At 64.2% G+C, this 14718-nt stretch carries 19 protein-coding genes; 7 read left to right on the forward strand and 12 right to left on the reverse strand.

Annotated features, from left to right (window positions below):
• The first annotated feature begins 14 nt into the window (after positions 1-14).
• Positions 15-644 carry a class I SAM-dependent methyltransferase gene (locus K9B33_RS15680; protein WP_224550021.1) on the forward strand — a complete coding sequence of 210 codons (630 nt, stop codon included), beginning with the start codon at positions 15-17 and terminating at the stop codon, positions 642-644.
• A 56-nt stretch (positions 645-700) separates the two neighbouring features.
• On the opposite strand, the gene K9B33_RS15685 is transcribed toward K9B33_RS15680, so the two are convergent.
• Positions 701-1327, reverse strand: coding sequence for an RcnB family protein (locus tag K9B33_RS15685; RefSeq protein ID WP_224550022.1), 627 nt, complete (start codon positions 1325-1327; stop codon positions 701-703).
• Between the two features lie 129 nt (positions 1328-1456).
• On the opposite strand from K9B33_RS15685, the gene K9B33_RS15690 reads away from it, so the two are divergent.
• Genes K9B33_RS15690 through bluB form a run of 3 tightly spaced genes read left to right on the forward strand, consistent with a single transcriptional unit; the run spans position 1457 to position 3821 of the window.
• Complete coding sequence (locus K9B33_RS15690; protein ID WP_224550023.1) at positions 1457-2389, forward strand: ABC transporter ATP-binding protein; 933 nt, start codon at positions 1457-1459, stop codon at positions 2387-2389.
• On the forward strand, positions 2386-3156 hold the full coding sequence (locus tag K9B33_RS15695; protein WP_224550024.1) for an ABC transporter permease: 771 nt from the start codon (positions 2386-2388) through the stop codon (positions 3154-3156). Before K9B33_RS15690 ends, K9B33_RS15695 begins: the two co-directional genes overlap by 4 nt.
• On the forward strand, positions 3153-3821 hold the full coding sequence (bluB, locus tag K9B33_RS15700) for a 5,6-dimethylbenzimidazole synthase (protein ID WP_224550025.1): 669 nt from the start codon (positions 3153-3155) through the stop codon (positions 3819-3821). The genes K9B33_RS15695 and bluB overlap by 4 nt, the downstream gene beginning before the upstream one ends.
• A 31-nt stretch (positions 3822-3852) precedes the next feature.
• Here the strand turns inward: bluB and K9B33_RS15705 are convergent, their stop codons facing one another.
• From K9B33_RS15705 to K9B33_RS15725, 5 genes are all read right to left on the reverse strand, one after another.
• Positions 3853-4173: a hypothetical protein gene (locus K9B33_RS15705; RefSeq protein WP_224550026.1), complete on the reverse strand. Its 321-nt coding sequence runs from the start codon at positions 4171-4173 to the stop codon at positions 3853-3855.
• A 91-nt stretch (positions 4174-4264) separates the two neighbouring features.
• On the reverse strand, positions 4265-5575 hold the full coding sequence (locus K9B33_RS15710; protein WP_224550057.1) for an MATE family efflux transporter: 1311 nt from the start codon (positions 5573-5575) through the stop codon (positions 4265-4267).
• A 190-nt stretch (positions 5576-5765) separates the two neighbouring features.
• The gene (locus tag K9B33_RS15715; RefSeq protein WP_224550027.1) at positions 5766-6695 is read right to left on the reverse strand and encodes a DUF808 domain-containing protein; all 930 of its coding nucleotides are present in this window, start codon (positions 6693-6695) and stop codon (positions 5766-5768) included.
• Between the two features lie 105 nt (positions 6696-6800).
• Positions 6801-7034: a hypothetical protein gene (locus K9B33_RS15720; RefSeq protein WP_224550028.1), complete on the reverse strand. Its 234-nt coding sequence runs from the start codon at positions 7032-7034 to the stop codon at positions 6801-6803.
• A complete protein-coding gene (locus K9B33_RS15725) occupies positions 7031-7378 on the reverse strand; it encodes a hypothetical protein (RefSeq protein ID WP_224550029.1) in 348 nt (115 codons plus the stop codon). The genes K9B33_RS15720 and K9B33_RS15725 overlap by 4 nt, the downstream gene beginning before the upstream one ends.
• A 119-nt stretch (positions 7379-7497) precedes the next feature.
• Here K9B33_RS15725 and K9B33_RS15730 point away from each other — a divergent pair, with 119 nt between their 5' ends.
• Both K9B33_RS15730 and K9B33_RS15735 read left to right on the forward strand, forming a co-directional pair.
• Positions 7498-7806 carry a plasmid stabilization protein gene (locus K9B33_RS15730; RefSeq protein WP_224550030.1) on the forward strand — a complete coding sequence of 103 codons (309 nt, stop codon included), beginning with the start codon at positions 7498-7500 and terminating at the stop codon, positions 7804-7806.
• A 179-nt stretch (positions 7807-7985) separates the two neighbouring features.
• The gene (locus K9B33_RS15735; protein WP_224550031.1) at positions 7986-10124 is read left to right on the forward strand and encodes a TonB-dependent siderophore receptor; all 2139 of its coding nucleotides are present in this window, start codon (positions 7986-7988) and stop codon (positions 10122-10124) included.
• A gap of 136 nt (positions 10125-10260) precedes the next feature.
• Here K9B33_RS15735 and K9B33_RS15740 read toward each other — a convergent pair whose 3' ends face one another.
• From K9B33_RS15740 to rpsF, 4 genes are all read right to left on the reverse strand, one after another.
• Positions 10261-10695: a hypothetical protein gene (locus K9B33_RS15740; RefSeq protein ID WP_224550032.1), complete on the reverse strand. Its 435-nt coding sequence runs from the start codon at positions 10693-10695 to the stop codon at positions 10261-10263.
• A gap of 152 nt (positions 10696-10847) precedes the next feature.
• Positions 10848-11450, reverse strand: coding sequence for a 50S ribosomal protein L9 (gene rplI, locus K9B33_RS15745; RefSeq protein WP_224550033.1), 603 nt, complete (start codon positions 11448-11450; stop codon positions 10848-10850).
• Between the two features lie 14 nt (positions 11451-11464).
• Positions 11465-11689, reverse strand: coding sequence for a 30S ribosomal protein S18 (gene rpsR / locus K9B33_RS15750; protein ID WP_004212076.1), 225 nt, complete (start codon positions 11687-11689; stop codon positions 11465-11467).
• A gap of 13 nt (positions 11690-11702) precedes the next feature.
• On the reverse strand, positions 11703-12143 hold the full coding sequence (rpsF, locus tag K9B33_RS15755; protein ID WP_224550034.1) for a 30S ribosomal protein S6: 441 nt from the start codon (positions 12141-12143) through the stop codon (positions 11703-11705).
• Between the two features lie 291 nt (positions 12144-12434).
• Between rpsF and K9B33_RS15760 the strand changes: the two genes are divergently transcribed.
• Positions 12435-13835: a GntP family permease gene (locus tag K9B33_RS15760; RefSeq protein ID WP_224550035.1), complete on the forward strand. Its 1401-nt coding sequence runs from the start codon at positions 12435-12437 to the stop codon at positions 13833-13835.
• 65 nt (positions 13836-13900) lie between these two features.
• Here K9B33_RS15760 and K9B33_RS15765 read toward each other — a convergent pair whose 3' ends face one another.
• Together K9B33_RS15765 and K9B33_RS15770 are read right to left on the reverse strand one after the other, a co-directional pair.
• On the reverse strand, positions 13901-14293 hold the full coding sequence (locus tag K9B33_RS15765) for an RcnB family protein (RefSeq protein ID WP_224550036.1): 393 nt from the start codon (positions 14291-14293) through the stop codon (positions 13901-13903).
• Positions 14294-14539: 246 nt separating this feature from the next.
• Positions 14540-14704, reverse strand: a complete 165-nt coding sequence (locus tag K9B33_RS15770) for a hypothetical protein (RefSeq protein WP_224550037.1) — start codon at positions 14702-14704, stop codon at positions 14540-14542.
• Between the last annotated feature and the right edge of the window lie 14 nt (positions 14705-14718).

The raw sequence follows: 14718 nt of genomic DNA on the forward strand, positions 1-14718 counted from the left end.
GTCGCATTTCGCTTATGCAGCATAAGCCCAAGCGCAGTCGGGCGATCGCCCTGCCGGGCGGGGAATTTCGCGCCCGCGCCACCGAATATCTCGATTTCCTGGCCGCCTGGGTGAAGAAACCGCGCCAGACCGCGTCGGTGGTGCCTTCCAGCCGCTATCTTGCCCGGTTGATGGTGGCGCAGATCGATCCGCTGGACGGTCGCGTGCTGGAACTGGGCGGCGGGACCGGGGTGTTCACCCGCGCGATCCTGGAAACCGGCCTGCCGCCCGAGAAGCTGGAGGTGGTGGAGATCAATCCCGCCTTCGCGCGCGGGTTGCGCCGGCATTTCCCCCATGTGTCGATCCTGGAGACGCCCGCGCAGATCGTATCGACCGCGACCGCGGGCGAGCCGGGCGATTATCAGACCGTGGTCAGCGGCCTGCCCCTGCTGGCGATGGACCGTTATATGCATCACGATATCCTGACGGAATCCTTCCGGATGCTGCGGCCCGGCGGCAGCTTCGTGCAGTTCACCTATTCGATGCGCCCGCCGGTCAGCCGCGACGTGATCGAGGCGCTGGGGCTGGACGTGGTGCGCGCCGGGCAGACCGTGCGCAATTTTCCGCCCGCCACCGTCTTCCGCTTTTCGCGACGCGGCGAATAGCAGCAGGGCATCCAGGGGCCGCATCGGATGATGCGGCCCCCTTTCGTTCATATGCCTTAGTAGAAGGCGCCGTAGATCACATCGACCACGCGGCGGGTGCGGGTGCGGACCAGCAGCAGGTCGGGGCCATAGCGGACCCAGCGATAGCCATAGGGCGGCGCGCCGACGCCCAGATAGGCATAGTCGTCATAATAATAGCGCGACGACAGGAAGATGGCGGGCAGCAGCAGGCCGATGCTCCAGCGCCGATAGCGATAGCCATGCGGATATTGGAAGCCCGGCCGGTGGATCGGCTTGAAATGCGGCGGCCGGCCGGCGCCGGGGCGATGCGGCGGTTGCGGCTTGACCGGGCGGGGCGGCTGGGGCTTGCCGGGACGGGGCGGCTGGATCGCCGGGCCGCCCGTGCCGGGCCGGGGAGGCTGGATCTGGGGACCGCCGGTGCCGGGGCGGGGAGGCTGGACGGACGGGCCACCCGTACCTGGGCGCGGCGGTTGTACCGACGGACCGCCGGGACGGGGTGGCTGGGGTCGGTTTTCGGGCTTGGGCGGAGTCGGGCGCGATGGTGGTGCGGGGCGGGTCGTCGGAGGCGACGGCCTTTGCATGCGATCCTGCTGTTGCTGGGCCAGCGCGACGTCGGGAAGGACGATGAGCGCGATCGAGAGAAATAGGACTGCCTTTTTCATAGGGCCTTCTCCGCTTATGGGATGCGGACGCTATGCCTGTCATGTTGCCACGGCAATGTTTTTCGCCTCGGTTGCATCGGCGCGCCGCCGCCCTATCTTTGCCGCAACGCAAAAGGGGCAGAGCCATCCATGGCATCCATCATTGAGATCAAGGGCCTGACGAAACGCTATGCGTCGGGCTTCGAGGCGCTGAAAGGCGTCGACCTGACCATCGAGGAAGGCGAGATTTTCGCGCTGCTGGGGCCGAATGGCGCGGGCAAGACGACGATGATCTCGATCGTCTGCGGCATTGCGCGCGCAACCGGGGGCAGCGTGACCGTGGCCGGGCACGACATCGTGCGCGACTATCGCGGCGCGCGCACCGCGATCGGGCTGGTGCCGCAGGAATTGTCGACCGACCAGTTCGAGCGGGTCATCGATACGGTGAATTTCAGCCGTGGCCTGTTCGGCAAGCCCCGCAACGATGCCTATGTCGAAAAGGTGCTGCGCGACCTGTCGCTCTGGGACAAGCGCCATGCCAAGATACTGGAACTGTCGGGCGGCATGAAGCGGCGCGTGATGATCGCCAAGGCGCTGAGCCACGAACCGCGCGTGCTGTTCCTAGACGAGCCGACCGCGGGCGTCGACGTCGAACTGCGCCGCGATATGTGGAAGCTGATCGGCGAACTGCGCCAGACCGGCGTCACCATCATCCTGACGACGCATTATATCGAGGAGGCCGAGGAAATGGCCGACCGGGTGGGCGTGATCAACAAGGGCGAACTGATGCTGGTCGAGGACAAGACCGCGCTGATGAAGAAGCTGGGCAAGAAGACGCTGACGGTCGTGCTGGCCGAACCGATCGACGTGGTGCCCGCGGAGCTTGCCGAATGGGGCGTCACGCTGGGCGGGGAAGGCCATGAACTGGACTATATCTTCGACACCCAGGCGGAGCGGACCGGGGTGTCGTCGCTGCTGCGCAAACTGGGCGACCTGGGCATCGGCTACAAGGATCTGAATACAAGGCAAAGCAGCCTGGAGGATATTTTCGTCAGCCTCGTCCATCAGGAGAAGGCCGCATGAGCCTCCAGAATCTGCGCGCCATCGCGGCCATCTATTCGTTTGAGCTTCACCGTTTCCGGCGCACGCTGCTGACCGGCCTGCTGGTGCCGGTCATCACCACCTCGCTCTATTTCGTCGTGTTCGGCGGGGCAATCGGGTCGCGCATGACGGAGGTGGACGGCATCGCCTATGCCGCCTTCATCGTGCCCGGCCTCATCATGATGGCGATGTTCACGGAGAGCATCTTCAACGCCAGTTTCGGCATCTACATGCCCAAATTTACCGGCACCATCTACGAACTGCTGTCCGCGCCGGTGTCCGCGACGGAAACGATCATCGCCTATGTCGGCGCGGCGGCGACCAAGTCGCTGATCGTGGGCAGCATCATCTTCCTGACCGCGCATCTGTTCGTCGACGTGCCGGTCGCGCACCCGTTCGCCATGGTCGGCTTCATGGTGCTGATCGCGGTCAGCTTCTGCCTGTTCGGCTTCATCCTGGGCATCTGGGCGCAGAGTTTCGAGCAATTGCAGGTGATCCCGCTGCTGCTCATCATGCCGATGACCTTCCTGGGCGGCGCCTTCTACTCGGTCAAGATGCTGGCCGAACCCTGGCAGACGATCACCCTGTTCAACCCGATCGTCTATCTGATCTCGGGCTTCCGCTGGACCTTCTTCGGCCGGGGCGACGTCGCGATCGGGTTCAGCCTGCTGTTCGTCGCGGGCATGCTGGCCGTCTGCATCGGCATCATCGGCTGGATGTTCCGCACGGGATATCGACTGAAGAAGTGAGGACGGGCGACGGATTTGCGGCGGAAACGACGCCGGTCTTCGGCCCGGCCTTCGCCGCGGAACTGGAGACGCTGCTGCACTGGCGGCGCGACGTGCGCCATTTCGAAGCGCGCCCGGTGCCGGAGGCGGACATGCGCGACCTGCTGCGCTGCGCCTGTCTGGCGCCGTCGGTCGGCAATGCCCAGCCCTGGCGGTTCCTTCGCCTGCGCTCGCCACAGGTCCGCGCCATGCTGGCCGACCATATCGATGCGGCGAGCGGCAGGGCGTCCGAACGCTATGTCGATGATGCGCAGCGCGACCGATATCGCGCGCTCAAGCTGCACGGCGTGCGCGACGCGCCCGAACTGATGGCGATATTCTGCGATGACGCGCCGTCGGCCGGCCATGGTCTGGGCATCGCCACCATGCCCGAAATGCTCCGCTATTCGACGGTGCTGGCGATCCACAATCTGTGGCTGGTGGCGCGGGTGCGGGGTATCGGTGTCGGCTGGGTATCGATATTGGAGCCGCAGGCCGTCAGCGCCCTGCTGGACGTTCCTGCCCATTGGTCGCTGATCGCGCTGCTGTGCATCGGCTATCCGGCCGAACAATGCCCGACGCCGGAACTGGAGCGCCGCGGCTGGCAGGCGCGCGAACCATGGTCGGAGCGGGTGTTCGACAGATAGGACCGGATCGCCGCAGCGGCCGATCCGACGATCAGGCGGCGGCGCTTTCGGGCGCGACGGCGAACAGGGTCACGCCCTTATATTTGTCGTCATTCTGATCGTAGAGACCGTGCATCGCCTCGAACGGCTCGTCCAGCACCTGCAGGTCGGACAGGCCGACCAGCTTGAAGGTGCCGAGCTTAAGCTCGCGCGGCGGGCGGCCGTCGCGGTCGGTCGTCACCGCGTCGATGAACATTTCGTCATGACGGGTGTAGAGGATGTGCGGGGCGAGGGTGACGACCATCTTGTTATAGGTCACCTTCAGGCACTTCTGGAGCGCGATGGCTTCAAAAATCTCGGTCGGAGCTTGCATGATGTCGCTTCCCTGACCGATTTTGGCGATTCTTTCAATTGCTTTGTGCGTTGCACCATATCCATCCCGTGTAATCGGTGCGACGAATGGTTCAGGCGGGCACCAGCCCCAGCCGTTCGCGCAAGGTCCAGCGACTGATCAGCAGCACGGCCACCGCGCCCAGCCCACTGGCGAGGCCCAGCCAGATGCCCAGCCCCTCCATGCCCAGCGGGAAGGCGAGCAAAGTGCCGACGCCGATGCCGACCACCCAATAGCCGATCAGCGCGAAGATCATCGGAACGGTCGTATCCTGCACCCCGCGCAGCACGCCAGCGCCCACCGCCTGCGCCGCATCGACCAGCTGGAACAGGGCGGCGATGGCGAGGAAACTGACGGCCAGGGTCGCGGTGCGCGCATTGGCAGGGTTGGACAGGTCAAGAAAGGCCGACACCAGCGTGCGCGGCGCCAGAATCAGCAAGGCGGCGGCGCAGCAGGCGAAGCCGGTGCCGATCATCAGCGCCAGCCAGCCGGCCCGGCCGATGCCGGCGCGGTCGTGCCGGCCATAGGCGATGCCGACCCGGATCGTCGCCGCCTGCCCGATGCCCATGGGCACCATGAAGACGAGCGCGGCGATCTGGATCGCGACGGCATGAGCGGCGAGCGAGTCGCGGTCGATGATGCCCATCAGGAAGGCCGAGGCGTTGAACACGGTCGTTTCGAACCCCAGGGTGATCGCGATCGGCAGGCCCAGCGCCCACACCTGCCGCTGCCGTTCGCGATCGCGGGTCCAGAAACGGCCCATCAGGCGATAGCGGCGGAAGCGGCGATCGACCAAGATGACGGCGAGTAGGCCGAAGAAGAGGAAGCAGGAGGACAGCGTGCTGGCCAGCCCGGCGCCGAACAGGCCGAAGGCGGGAAAGCCCAGATGGCCGAAAATCAGCGCCCAGCCCATCGCTATGTTGAACGGTATCGCGCCCAGCATCACGATCAGGCCCCAGATCGGCCGTTCCAGCGCGGCGATGAAGTTGCGCAACGTGGTGAAGCCCAGAAAGGGCAGCAGCGCCCATTGCAGCCCGTGCATCAAATGGCCGGCCTCACGCGCCAGATCGGCATCCTGCCCCATCGCCAGCAATATCGTCTCGCATTGCCACAACAGCGCCCAGGCGGGCAGCACGAAGAAGAGCGCGGCGCGCAGCGTCTGGTGGACGGTGCGGCGTATGTCGCGCACGCTGTGGCGGCGACGGCCGCGTTCGCTTGCAATGAGGGGGGAAGCGGCGGTGACCAGACCCATGCCGAACAGCAGCAGCGCATGGAACAGGTTGATGGCCAGAGCGCCGGCGGCGACCGCCTCCGCCCCGATCCGGCCGAGCAGCAGCAGATCGGTGGCGGCGATCGCCGACCAGGCGATATTGCCCGCGATCATCGGCAGCGCCAGCGCGATCAGCGCGCCGGCCTCGATACGCCAGGGGGAAGGGTGGGTCACTTTGGGCAATCCGAGAGGGAGAGTTTCCGTTCGCTTCGAGCGAAGTCGCGGAGCGGATAGCACTGCGCTTTACGTTTCTCGACTAAGTTCGAAACGAACGGAGGTGAAGTTATTCGTCCCCCTAAAGCCCTCAGTGCTTCTTGAACAGGTGCAGCGCGCCCACCACGATCCCGCCGATCACCAGCCCGACGATCGCGCCGCCAATGGCGTTGACCAGCCAGTCGAGCAGGCCGCCGATCGCGGGGATGGCCTGGGCCGCGCCTTGCGCGACATGGTGGATCGCGCCGGGGATCAGGTCGAGGCGGAATTCGTGCAGGCCATGGACGATCAGCCCGCCGCCGACCCACAGCATGGCCGCGGTGCCGACCACGGACAGGATCGCCATCAGCACCGGCATCGCCTTCACGAGCGCGCGGCCCAGCGCCTGCGTGCCGGCGCCCTGCTTCTTGGCCAGATGCAGGCCGATATCGTCCATCTTCACGATCAGGCCGACGACGCCATAGACGCCCGCAGTGATGAGGATGGCGACGACGACCAGGATCAGCGCCTGTTCCCACACCGGCTCGGCCGCGACCGTGCCCAGCGCAATCGCCATGATTTCGCCCGACAGGATGAAGTCGGTGCGGATCGCGCTCGATACTTTCTGATTTTCCAGTTCGACGGAGCTGTGCGTCTCCACCGCTTCCTCGGCGACGTCATGACCGCCCTGTATAGCCTCCAGCAGCTTTTCAACCGCCTCGAAACAGAGGAAGGCGCCGCCCAGCATCAGCAGCGGGGGCAGCAGCCAGGGCGCGAAGGCGCTCAGCAGCAGGGCGGCCGGCAGCAGGAACAGCAGCTTGTTGCGCAGCGATCCCTTGGCGATCTTCCAGATGATCGGCAATTCGCGGTCGGGGGTCAGGCCCATCACATATTTGGGCGTCACCGCGGCATCGTCGATCACCACGCCGGCCGCCTTGGTGCCCGCCCGACCGGCTGCGGCGGCTACATCGTCCAGCGACGTGGCCGCCAGCTTGGCGATGCCCGCCACGTCATCGAGCAGCGCGATCAGACCCGAAGGCATAGATATGATATCCCCTGTTGCGGGCGGCGATGCCGTCCTTGCGTTCGTCTCATAGGGGGCGCGCATCGGGGGAGCAATGGAGCGCGTCCATCCTGTCATAGGGCGTCAATAGTTGCCCGGCGGGTCGCTCGCGGGGAAGGATTCGTCGGACTGTTCGTCCACCTTGTCCCATTCGCTGGGCGGCACGCCCTGCTGCGGTCCGGCGTCGCGGACCACGCCCGATGATCCTACCGGGCCGCGATCGTCCTGCGCGGCGGCGTCACCCATCCAGTCGCGCCATCCCTTGATCGCAAAGGCGCCAAGCCCCGTGACGATCGCCAGCTTCAACAGCCCCTTCATATAGTCTTCTCCTGCCCGTGATGCAGATGGACCCAGTCCGCCCGGTCATGCCCGACCGCATCGGATGTCAGTCTGATCTCGCCTTCTTCGTCCGATCCGCCCGAATCGACCGGGTCGGCGGCGGCCGGATCGGTGGTTGCCTGGGCGATCGCCCAGCGCTCGCGCAGCGCGGCATCGATCATCGCGCTCCATATGCCTGTGTCACCAGCCGCCCGCATCGCGGCGTCGGGTTCTTTCAGTATAGCGAGGACGCTGGCTGCGTCCTCGATCCTGGACGACCAGCCGGCCGGATGCGCCGCGGCGAGATGGCGCGCCAGACGTTCGATGAGCGTGCGGTTTTCCATGCAGGTCGAACGCGCGTGGGCAGCGGCCGTTCCGCTGCATCGTGACGATAGCGGATCGATGTGAACCGGGATGGGGACGGCGTGTTGGAAGCGGTGCGGGGCGACGAAGGAGATGGGTCATGCCGCAGGGTGACAAGGGCAGCTACACCGACAAGCAGAAGCGCACGGCGCACCATATCGAGGAAAGCTATGAGGATCGCGGCGTGTCGAAGGACGAGGCCGAACGGCGCGCCTGGGCCACGATCAACAAGGAATCGGGGGGCGGCAACAGGTCCGGTTCCGGTCGGGGCAGGCCCGATACCCATGGATCGTCGTGCAAGGGCGGACGAAAGGGTGGCGTGGCGTCGGCAGGACGGACAGCGGCGGATCGGTCGGCGGCGGCGAAAAAGGGTTGGGAGACGCGACGCAGGCGCGGGAATGATCGATAATGTGTGACGCAAATGCGACGCTATCGCAAAATGAGGTCACCAAGTCAGCGCACGGTTAATAATGATGTTGCGAAACATTATTAACAATTATATCGGCCTCCCCGCAAGGATGCTGCCGCAGGCTCAGTTTTGGCCTGATGTGCGAAGGCGGCATCGCATTTCACGCCGGGGGCCTCTTGATGATCCGCAAATTTTCCTTTCTGCTGAGCGCGTCGCTCGCCGCGTTCGGCGCCATGCCGGCCGCTGCCCAGGCGCCCGCCGATGCCGCGCCGGTGGAGGACGAGATCGTCGTCACCGGCACCTATACCCTGCCCAACAAGATCGACACGGCGACCGGCCTGGGCCTGACCGTGCAGGAAACGCCGCAGTCGGTCAGCATCATGACCGCCCAGCGCATCCTCGATCAGAATCTGATCAGCATCAAGGATGTCATCGTCAACAGCGTCGGCGTGTCCGCCAACGAAGTCGACGATGTCCGCAATAATTTCTACGCGCGCGGTTTCGAAATCCGCAACACGCAGGTCGATGGCGTGCCGGCGGCCTGGACGCTGGCGGGCGGCAATGGCGAAACCAGCATCGACGTGTCGATCTACGAACGGGTCGAGATCGTGCGCGGCGCGACCGGGCTGCTGTCGGGCGCCGGCGATCCGTCCGCCTCGGTCAATCTGGTTCGCAAACATGCCGACGCCACCGACCTGACCGGCTATGTCAATGCCAGCATTGGCAGCTGGAACACCTGGCGCGTGTCGGCCGATGTCGGCGGCGCGCTGACCGCCGATGGGCGCATCCGCGCGCGGCTGGTCGGCCGCTACGAGGAGGGCGAAAGCTATATCGACCTCCAGAAAAAGAAGAAGTGGGTGCTGTACGGCGTGGTTGACGCTGACCTGACCGACAGCACGCTGGTCCGCGTCGGTATGAGCCATCAGGACAGCAAGCCCAAGGGCGCGACCTGGGGGGCGCTGCCGACCTTCTACACCGATGGCACGACCACCGATCTGGCCCGGTCGCAGAGTACGGCGGCGGACTGGACCCACTGGAACACGACCAACCAGAATATCTTCGCCACCATCCGGCAGGACATTGGCGACAAGTGGAACATCACCGTCAATTACAACCGGTTGCGGACCACCAATTCGAGCGAGCTTCTCTATCTGTACGGTAATGTCGACAAGGCGACCGGCACGATCGAATATAGCAATCCCTACAAGGCCGAGGGCATCAGCATCCAGAACAGCTTCGATGCGCAGTTGAAGGGGGAGGTCAGCCTGTTCGGGCGCGATCATGAAGTGGTGCTGGGCGCGCTGCACAGCGTGTTGAAACGCCATACCGACAATTATGCGGCGCCTTTCCCCTGGCCGACCAACGTGCCGGTCATCGGTTCGGGCGGTGCGGATTTCGATGAGCCGACATGGGGTACGACGCCGACCCGGAACGAGCAGGAGCGGATCGAACAGACCGGCTATTATGGCGCTTTCCGCCTGAACGTCGCCGATCCGTTCAAAATCATCCTGGGCGGTCGCCTGTCGAGCTGGAACCAGAAGGGCTTCGCCTGGAGCGGACCCAGCGACTATGGCGACGACAATGTGTTCATCCCCTATGTCGGCGCGCTCTATGACGTGACGCCCGACCATCGCGTCTATGCCAGCTTCACCAAAATCTTCCAGCCGCAGAATCTGTACGACCGCAATCTGAACCTGCTCGATCCGCTCGACGGCAATGCCTATGAGATCGGCCTGAAGAGCCGCTTTTTCGGCGATGCGCTCCAGACCTCGGTCGCGCTGTTCCGCATCGAACAGGATAATGTCGGCCAGATCGGCGAGATCATCACCACCCCCAGCGGCCCGCAGCAGACCTATGTCGCGGCGCAGGGGGTGACCAGCAAGGGCTTCGAAATCGAAGCCACCGGCCAGCCGTTGCCGGGCTGGAACCTCAACGCCAGCTACAGCCAGTTCAAGGCGGAGGATGGCGACGGCGTCGCCGCGAACACGACCCAGCCGCGCAAGTTGCTGAAGATCTTCACCACCTACGACCTGCCGGGCGCGCTGACCGGCCTGACCGTCGGCGGCGGCGTCAATTTCCGCAGCAAGGCCTATTCGGAAGGTCTGAACCCGGTGACCGCGGCACCCTTCCGCTTCCAGCAGGACGGCTATACGCTGGTCAGCCTGATGGCGCGCTATGCAGTGACCGAGCAGTTGCAGTTGCAGGCTAATGTCGAAAATCTGTTCGACAAGACATATTACAGCCAGATGGGCTTCTTCAGCCAGTATCGCTACGGCGCCCCGCGCAACTTCACGATCAGCGCCAATTATAAATTCTGATCGCGCGCATGTCGGAATGACGGGCCGGGGGAGCGATCCTCCGGCCTTCTTTGTCCGCTATCGACCATTTGTTGCCTATCGCGCCTTTCGAGAGACGCTCCGCAAGCAGACAGTCGATTGTTTAACGCAGCGAACATCAAACCAGTGAAAAGACCCATTGCTCTCCCGTCACGCGGTTCTTCACTCGGATCGGCATAGGCAAACCGTGATCGATTTCGGGCAATCGCTTGCTGACAAGCTGCTGTGAGCCTTGGAAGAATACGACCAAATAATCGTCACCCTCGCCAACGTATCCGGTGCGCTCGGTTTCATCTGGGAAAGTCGCGGTTACAGCATAGAGCTTCCCGCGCGCCCAGTTAGATTTAACAGCTGCTAATGGAAGAGGAAAGTAGTGATCGTCCGCCCAATCTATCTGGTCGAGGGCTGCATGAACTTCCGCCTCCGGTACTCCCCAGCGGACTATCTCACTCACATCGTCGGGTTCATAATATCCCGCCCAAAGGGGCATCTCATCGAAATCTCGACTGCTAAGCGCACGATGTGGTTTCAAGTAAAAATTCTTCGGTGCCATTCATCACTCGTATCGCGCCGAGCGACCGCTTTCCAGCCTTTGGCAATCAAAAGCCGCCTGTCCCCTAAGCACCCAAATCCACCGTCAATCGCACCCAACAAAAAAGCCGCCCGTTGCGGGGCGGCTTTCTCGTTCGATCCTGTCGGAAGAATTCAGGCTTCTTCAGCCGTCTCTTCTTCGTCGCTCGCGACCGCAGCGATTTCGCCCGGCTCCGCGTTGGGATCATAATCTTCGGTGAAGCCGCTCTCGTCCTTTTCGAACAGGTCGGCCATCACGTCCACGCCCTGCGACTGCAGTTCGGCTTCTTCCGGCGAACGGGCGACGTTGACGGTGATCGTCACGGCGACTTCGGGGTGCAGCGCGACCTTGACGTCGAAGACGCCGAGCGTCTTGATCGGGCGTTCCAGCACGACCATCGCCTTGGTGACGTTGGTCACGCCATCGGCATGCAGCGCTTCGACGACGTCACGGACGGCGACCGAGCCATAAAGATGGCCGGCGTTCGACGACTGGCGGATCAGGACGATCTGCTTGCCGTTGACGCCTTCGGCAGCCTGTTCGGCGTCCGTGCGACGGGCGGCGTTGTCGGCCTCGATCTTCGCGCGGTTGGCTTCGAAGACCTTCTTGTTGGCGTTGTTGGAGCGCAGCGCCTTCTTGTTGGGCAGCAGGAAGTTACGTGCGTAACCGTCCTTGACGGTGACGACGTCGCCGATTGCGCCCAGCTTCTCGATGCGTTCGAGCAGGATGATTTCCATGGGTTTCTACTCCCTTACTTCACGATGTAGGGCAGGAGGCCCAGGTGACGGGCGCGCTTGATGGCCTGGGCCAGTTCGCGCTGCTTCTTGGCCGAAACGGCCGTGATGCGGCTGGGGACGATCTTGCCGCGCTCGGACACGAAGCCCTGCAGCAGACGGACGTCCTTATAATCGATCTTCGGCGCATCCTTGGCGGCGAAGGGGCAGCTCTTGCGGCGGCGGAAAAACGGGCGTGCCATGTCTCAGATCTCCTTATTCAGCAGCCGGGGCGTCTTCGCGGTCGCGGCGCGGGCCACGATCTTCGCGGTCGCCACGGGGGCCACGGTCACCACGATCGCCGCGGGGACCACGGTCACCACGCTCGGGGCGGTCCTGCTTGCGCATCATCACCGACGGGCCGGTTTCCAGCTCGTCGACCTTGACGGTCATGTAGCGGATGATGTCTTCGTTGATCTGGGTCTGGCGCTCCAGTTCCGCGATCACATTGCCGGGGGCGTCGATGTTCAGCTGCACATAGTGCGCCTTGCGGTTCTTGGCGATCTTGTACGCCAGGCTGCGCAGGCCCCAGGTCTCGACCTTGGTCACCTTGCCCTGATTATCTTCGACGATCTTGGTGGCGATTTCCGCCAGCGCGTCCACCTGCGCCTGTGCCAGATCCTGGCGCGCAAGGAACACATGCTCGTAAAGAGCCATGGATATACCTCATCTGTTGGCCGATCGCTGACGCCCACCCCATGTGGAACGCCCCTCCGGCTGTCGTCTGTCATGCTCCGCAGTTGCGCCGAGTCACCCCGGCGTTCGTGCGAAGGCGGGCCTATGGCGGAAAGGGGGGCGGAAAGCAAGGCGCGTAGAGAAAATTCAATCCGTTCGGGCTGAGCGAAGTCGAAGCCCTTGCCTGAGCGGAGCGAAGGCGCTTCACTGCGTTCAGCGGTGCCCTTCGACTTCGCTCAGGGTGAACGGTGTTGCTTGGGAGAGAATGAAAATATGGCCGTAGCGATCGCCGCCCTGTCATTGCTATTGTTGATGATCGCCGCCTATCGGGGCATGAGCGTCATCCTGATGGCGCCGCTGCTGGCCATGCTGGCGGTGTTCCTGACCGATCCTGCCGCGGTCCCGGCCGCCTTTTCCGGCCTGTTCATGGAAAAGGTGGCGAGTTTCCTCAAACTTTATTTTCCGGTCTTCCTGCTGGGCGCTTTGTTCGGCAAGCTGGTCGAGATTTCCGGCTTTTCCCGCGCGATCGTGACCGCGGTGATCGGCGTCATCGGCGCGGGGCGGGCGATCCCCGCGATCATGGCAGTGACGGCGCTGCTGACCTATGGCGGCGTGTCGGTGTTCGTCGCGGTCTTCGCCGTCTATCCCTTCGCGGCCGAGATGTTCCGCCGCGCTGATATCCCCAAGCGGCTGGTGCCAGCGACCATCGGGCTGGGCGCGCTGACCTTCACCATGGACGCCTTGCCCGGCACGCCGCAGATCCAGAATATCATCCCGACCAGCTTCTTCGGCACGACGACATGGGCGGCGCCGGTGCTGGGGCTGATCGGATCGGTTTTTATCGCGGTGAGTGGCCTTGCCTATCTGGGCTGGCGGCGGCGGGCGATGCTGGCGGCGGGGGAGGGCTATGGCGCGCCCGAAACGCTGGTCAACGAACCGGAAGCGATCGAGGGGGAGGTGCGTGTGCATCCGCTGATCGCGCTGCTGCCGCTGGTCGTGGTGGGGGTGGGCAACCTGCTGCTGACGCTCGCCATCCCGCGCTGGGTGGCGGGGGAAGAGGTGATGCTGTCGCTGCCCGGCATGGTGGAACCGGTCGCGGTGAAGGTCGCGCAGGTTTCGGCGCTCTGGGCGGTGGAGGGCGCCTTGCTGCTGGGCATCGGCACGATCCTGCTCTTCGCCTTCCGCACCGTGGCGAAGCGCTTTGCCGACGGATCGAAGGCGGCGGTCGGTGGCGCCCTGCTGGCGGGGATGAACACGGCGGTCGAATATGGGTTCGGCGCAGTGATCGCGGCGCTGCCGGGCTTTCTGGTCGTCAAGGAGGCGCTGCGGGCGATCCCCAATCCGCTGGTCAACGAAGCCATCACCGTGACCTCGCTCGCCGGCATCACCGGATCGGCGTCGGGCGGCCTGTCGATCGCGCTGGCGGCAATGGCGGAGCAGTTCGCGGCGGCGGGCGATGCGGCGGGCATCCCGCGCGAAGTGCTGCATCGCGTCGCCTCCATGGCGTCGGGCGGGATGGACAGCCTGCCGCATAATGGCGCGGTCATCACCCTGCTGGCGGTGACGGGCCTTACCCATCGCCAGGCCTATAAGGATATATTCGCGCTGACGTTGATCAAGACGGTGACCGTCTTCGTCGTGATTGCGGTCTATTATCTGACCGGGCTGGTCTGACGACAAAAATGCCCCGGGGGGAGAGAAACCCCGGGGCATCGTGCGACCTTCCGGCTTGGGAAGACTTACCGGATCGCGCTGCCGACGACGGCGCCGATGATGCCGCTGGTGATCGCGATCAGCACCGCGTCATTGCCCGAGCGGACCCAGTGATAGCCGCGCGGCGGAGCCGACAGGCGATAGTCGCGATAATTGTTCACCACCCGATAGTTGGTTGCATAGCGGTGGTCGAAGCGCTGGCCCTTGGCCCAACGGCGGCCATTGTCCCGATGCGTGTCCTTGCGCACGACGGTCTGCTTCTTGACGACGGTGCGGCCATTGGCCTTGTGCGTCACGACCTTGCGGGTCTGTTCCTGGCGATGCTGCGGGCCATGGCTCTGGGCCTGCGCCTGCGCGCTGACGATGGGGCTGGCGACCAGCGTGGTGGTGGCCAGGGCGATGAGGATCTTCTTGAACATGGTTGGCTCCTTTGCCGTGTGACGGGCGCCATTCCGTGGCGTCGAAGACAGAGATAGGGGGTGCTTGTCGCGACGATGTGTCACGGGCGGGCCTGGATTGTCGGAAATTGTAACAGTTTGAAATTTAAGCTGAACTGTTGTTCAGAAAAGGGGGGCGGCGATTCCGGAGGATGCCGCGCGCGCAGCTCCAAAGGAAAAAGCCTCGCAGCATGGGCTGCGAGGCTGGCGATCATAAGGAGGGGCTTGTCAGGGCAGCGGCGTCGCCGTCACCACCATGCGCTGCAACAGGATCGGCCGGTCCTTGCCCTCGACCAGTGGGGCGGCGCTGTCCGGCTGCGCGAGCGCGAAGGGGGCGATGGTGACGCCCAGTGCCAGCAGGCTGGCGGACAGGCTGAGGATGATCGGTTTCATGACGGGCGTCCCTT

The organism is Sphingobium sp. 3R8, from assembly GCF_020166615.1.
GTDB classification, from domain to species: Bacteria; Pseudomonadota; Alphaproteobacteria; order Sphingomonadales; family Sphingomonadaceae; genus Sphingobium; species Sphingobium bisphenolicum.

Bases quoted from the DNA above. Each gene is read 5' to 3' on its own strand.
- K9B33_RS15705 (WP_224550026.1), bottom strand. From the start codon at position 4,173: ATGCAAGCTCCGACCGAGATTTTTGAAGCCATCGCGCTCCAGAAGTGC.
- K9B33_RS15735 (WP_224550031.1), top strand. From the start codon at position 7,986: ATGATCCGCAAATTTTCCTTTCTGCTGAGCGCGTCGCTCGCCGCGTTC.
- K9B33_RS15685 (WP_224550022.1), bottom strand. From the start codon at position 1,327: ATGAAAAAGGCAGTCCTATTTCTCTCGATCGCGCTCATCGTCCTTCCC.
- K9B33_RS15740 (WP_224550032.1), bottom strand. From the start codon at position 10,695: ATGGCACCGAAGAATTTTTACTTGAAACCACATCGTGCGCTTAGCAGT.
- K9B33_RS15720 (WP_224550028.1), bottom strand. From the start codon at position 7,034: ATGAAGGGGCTGTTGAAGCTGGCGATCGTCACGGGGCTTGGCGCCTTT.
- K9B33_RS15715 (WP_224550027.1), bottom strand. From the start codon at position 6,695: ATGCCTTCGGGTCTGATCGCGCTGCTCGATGACGTGGCGGGCATCGCC.
- rpsR (WP_004212076.1), bottom strand. From the start codon at position 11,689: ATGGCACGCCCGTTTTTCCGCCGCCGCAAGAGCTGCCCCTTCGCCGCC.
- K9B33_RS15770 (WP_224550037.1), bottom strand. From the start codon at position 14,704: ATGAAACCGATCATCCTCAGCCTGTCCGCCAGCCTGCTGGCACTGGGC.
- K9B33_RS15760 (WP_224550035.1), top strand. From the start codon at position 12,435: ATGGCCGTAGCGATCGCCGCCCTGTCATTGCTATTGTTGATGATCGCC.
- rpsF (WP_224550034.1), bottom strand. From the start codon at position 12,143: ATGGCTCTTTACGAGCATGTGTTCCTTGCGCGCCAGGATCTGGCACAG.
- K9B33_RS15730 (WP_224550030.1), top strand. From the start codon at position 7,498: ATGCCGCAGGGTGACAAGGGCAGCTACACCGACAAGCAGAAGCGCACG.
- K9B33_RS15690 (WP_224550023.1), top strand. From the start codon at position 1,457: ATGGCATCCATCATTGAGATCAAGGGCCTGACGAAACGCTATGCGTCG.
- K9B33_RS15680 (WP_224550021.1), top strand. From the start codon at position 15: ATGCAGCATAAGCCCAAGCGCAGTCGGGCGATCGCCCTGCCGGGCGGG.
- K9B33_RS15765 (WP_224550036.1), bottom strand. From the start codon at position 14,293: ATGTTCAAGAAGATCCTCATCGCCCTGGCCACCACCACGCTGGTCGCC.
- rplI (WP_224550033.1), bottom strand. From the start codon at position 11,450: ATGGAAATCATCCTGCTCGAACGCATCGAGAAGCTGGGCGCAATCGGC.
- K9B33_RS15710 (WP_224550057.1), bottom strand. From the start codon at position 5,575: ATGATCGCGGGCAATATCGCCTGGTCGGCGATCGCCGCCACCGATCTG.
- K9B33_RS15725 (WP_224550029.1), bottom strand. From the start codon at position 7,378: ATGGAAAACCGCACGCTCATCGAACGTCTGGCGCGCCATCTCGCCGCG.
- K9B33_RS15695 (WP_224550024.1), top strand. From the start codon at position 2,386: ATGAGCCTCCAGAATCTGCGCGCCATCGCGGCCATCTATTCGTTTGAG.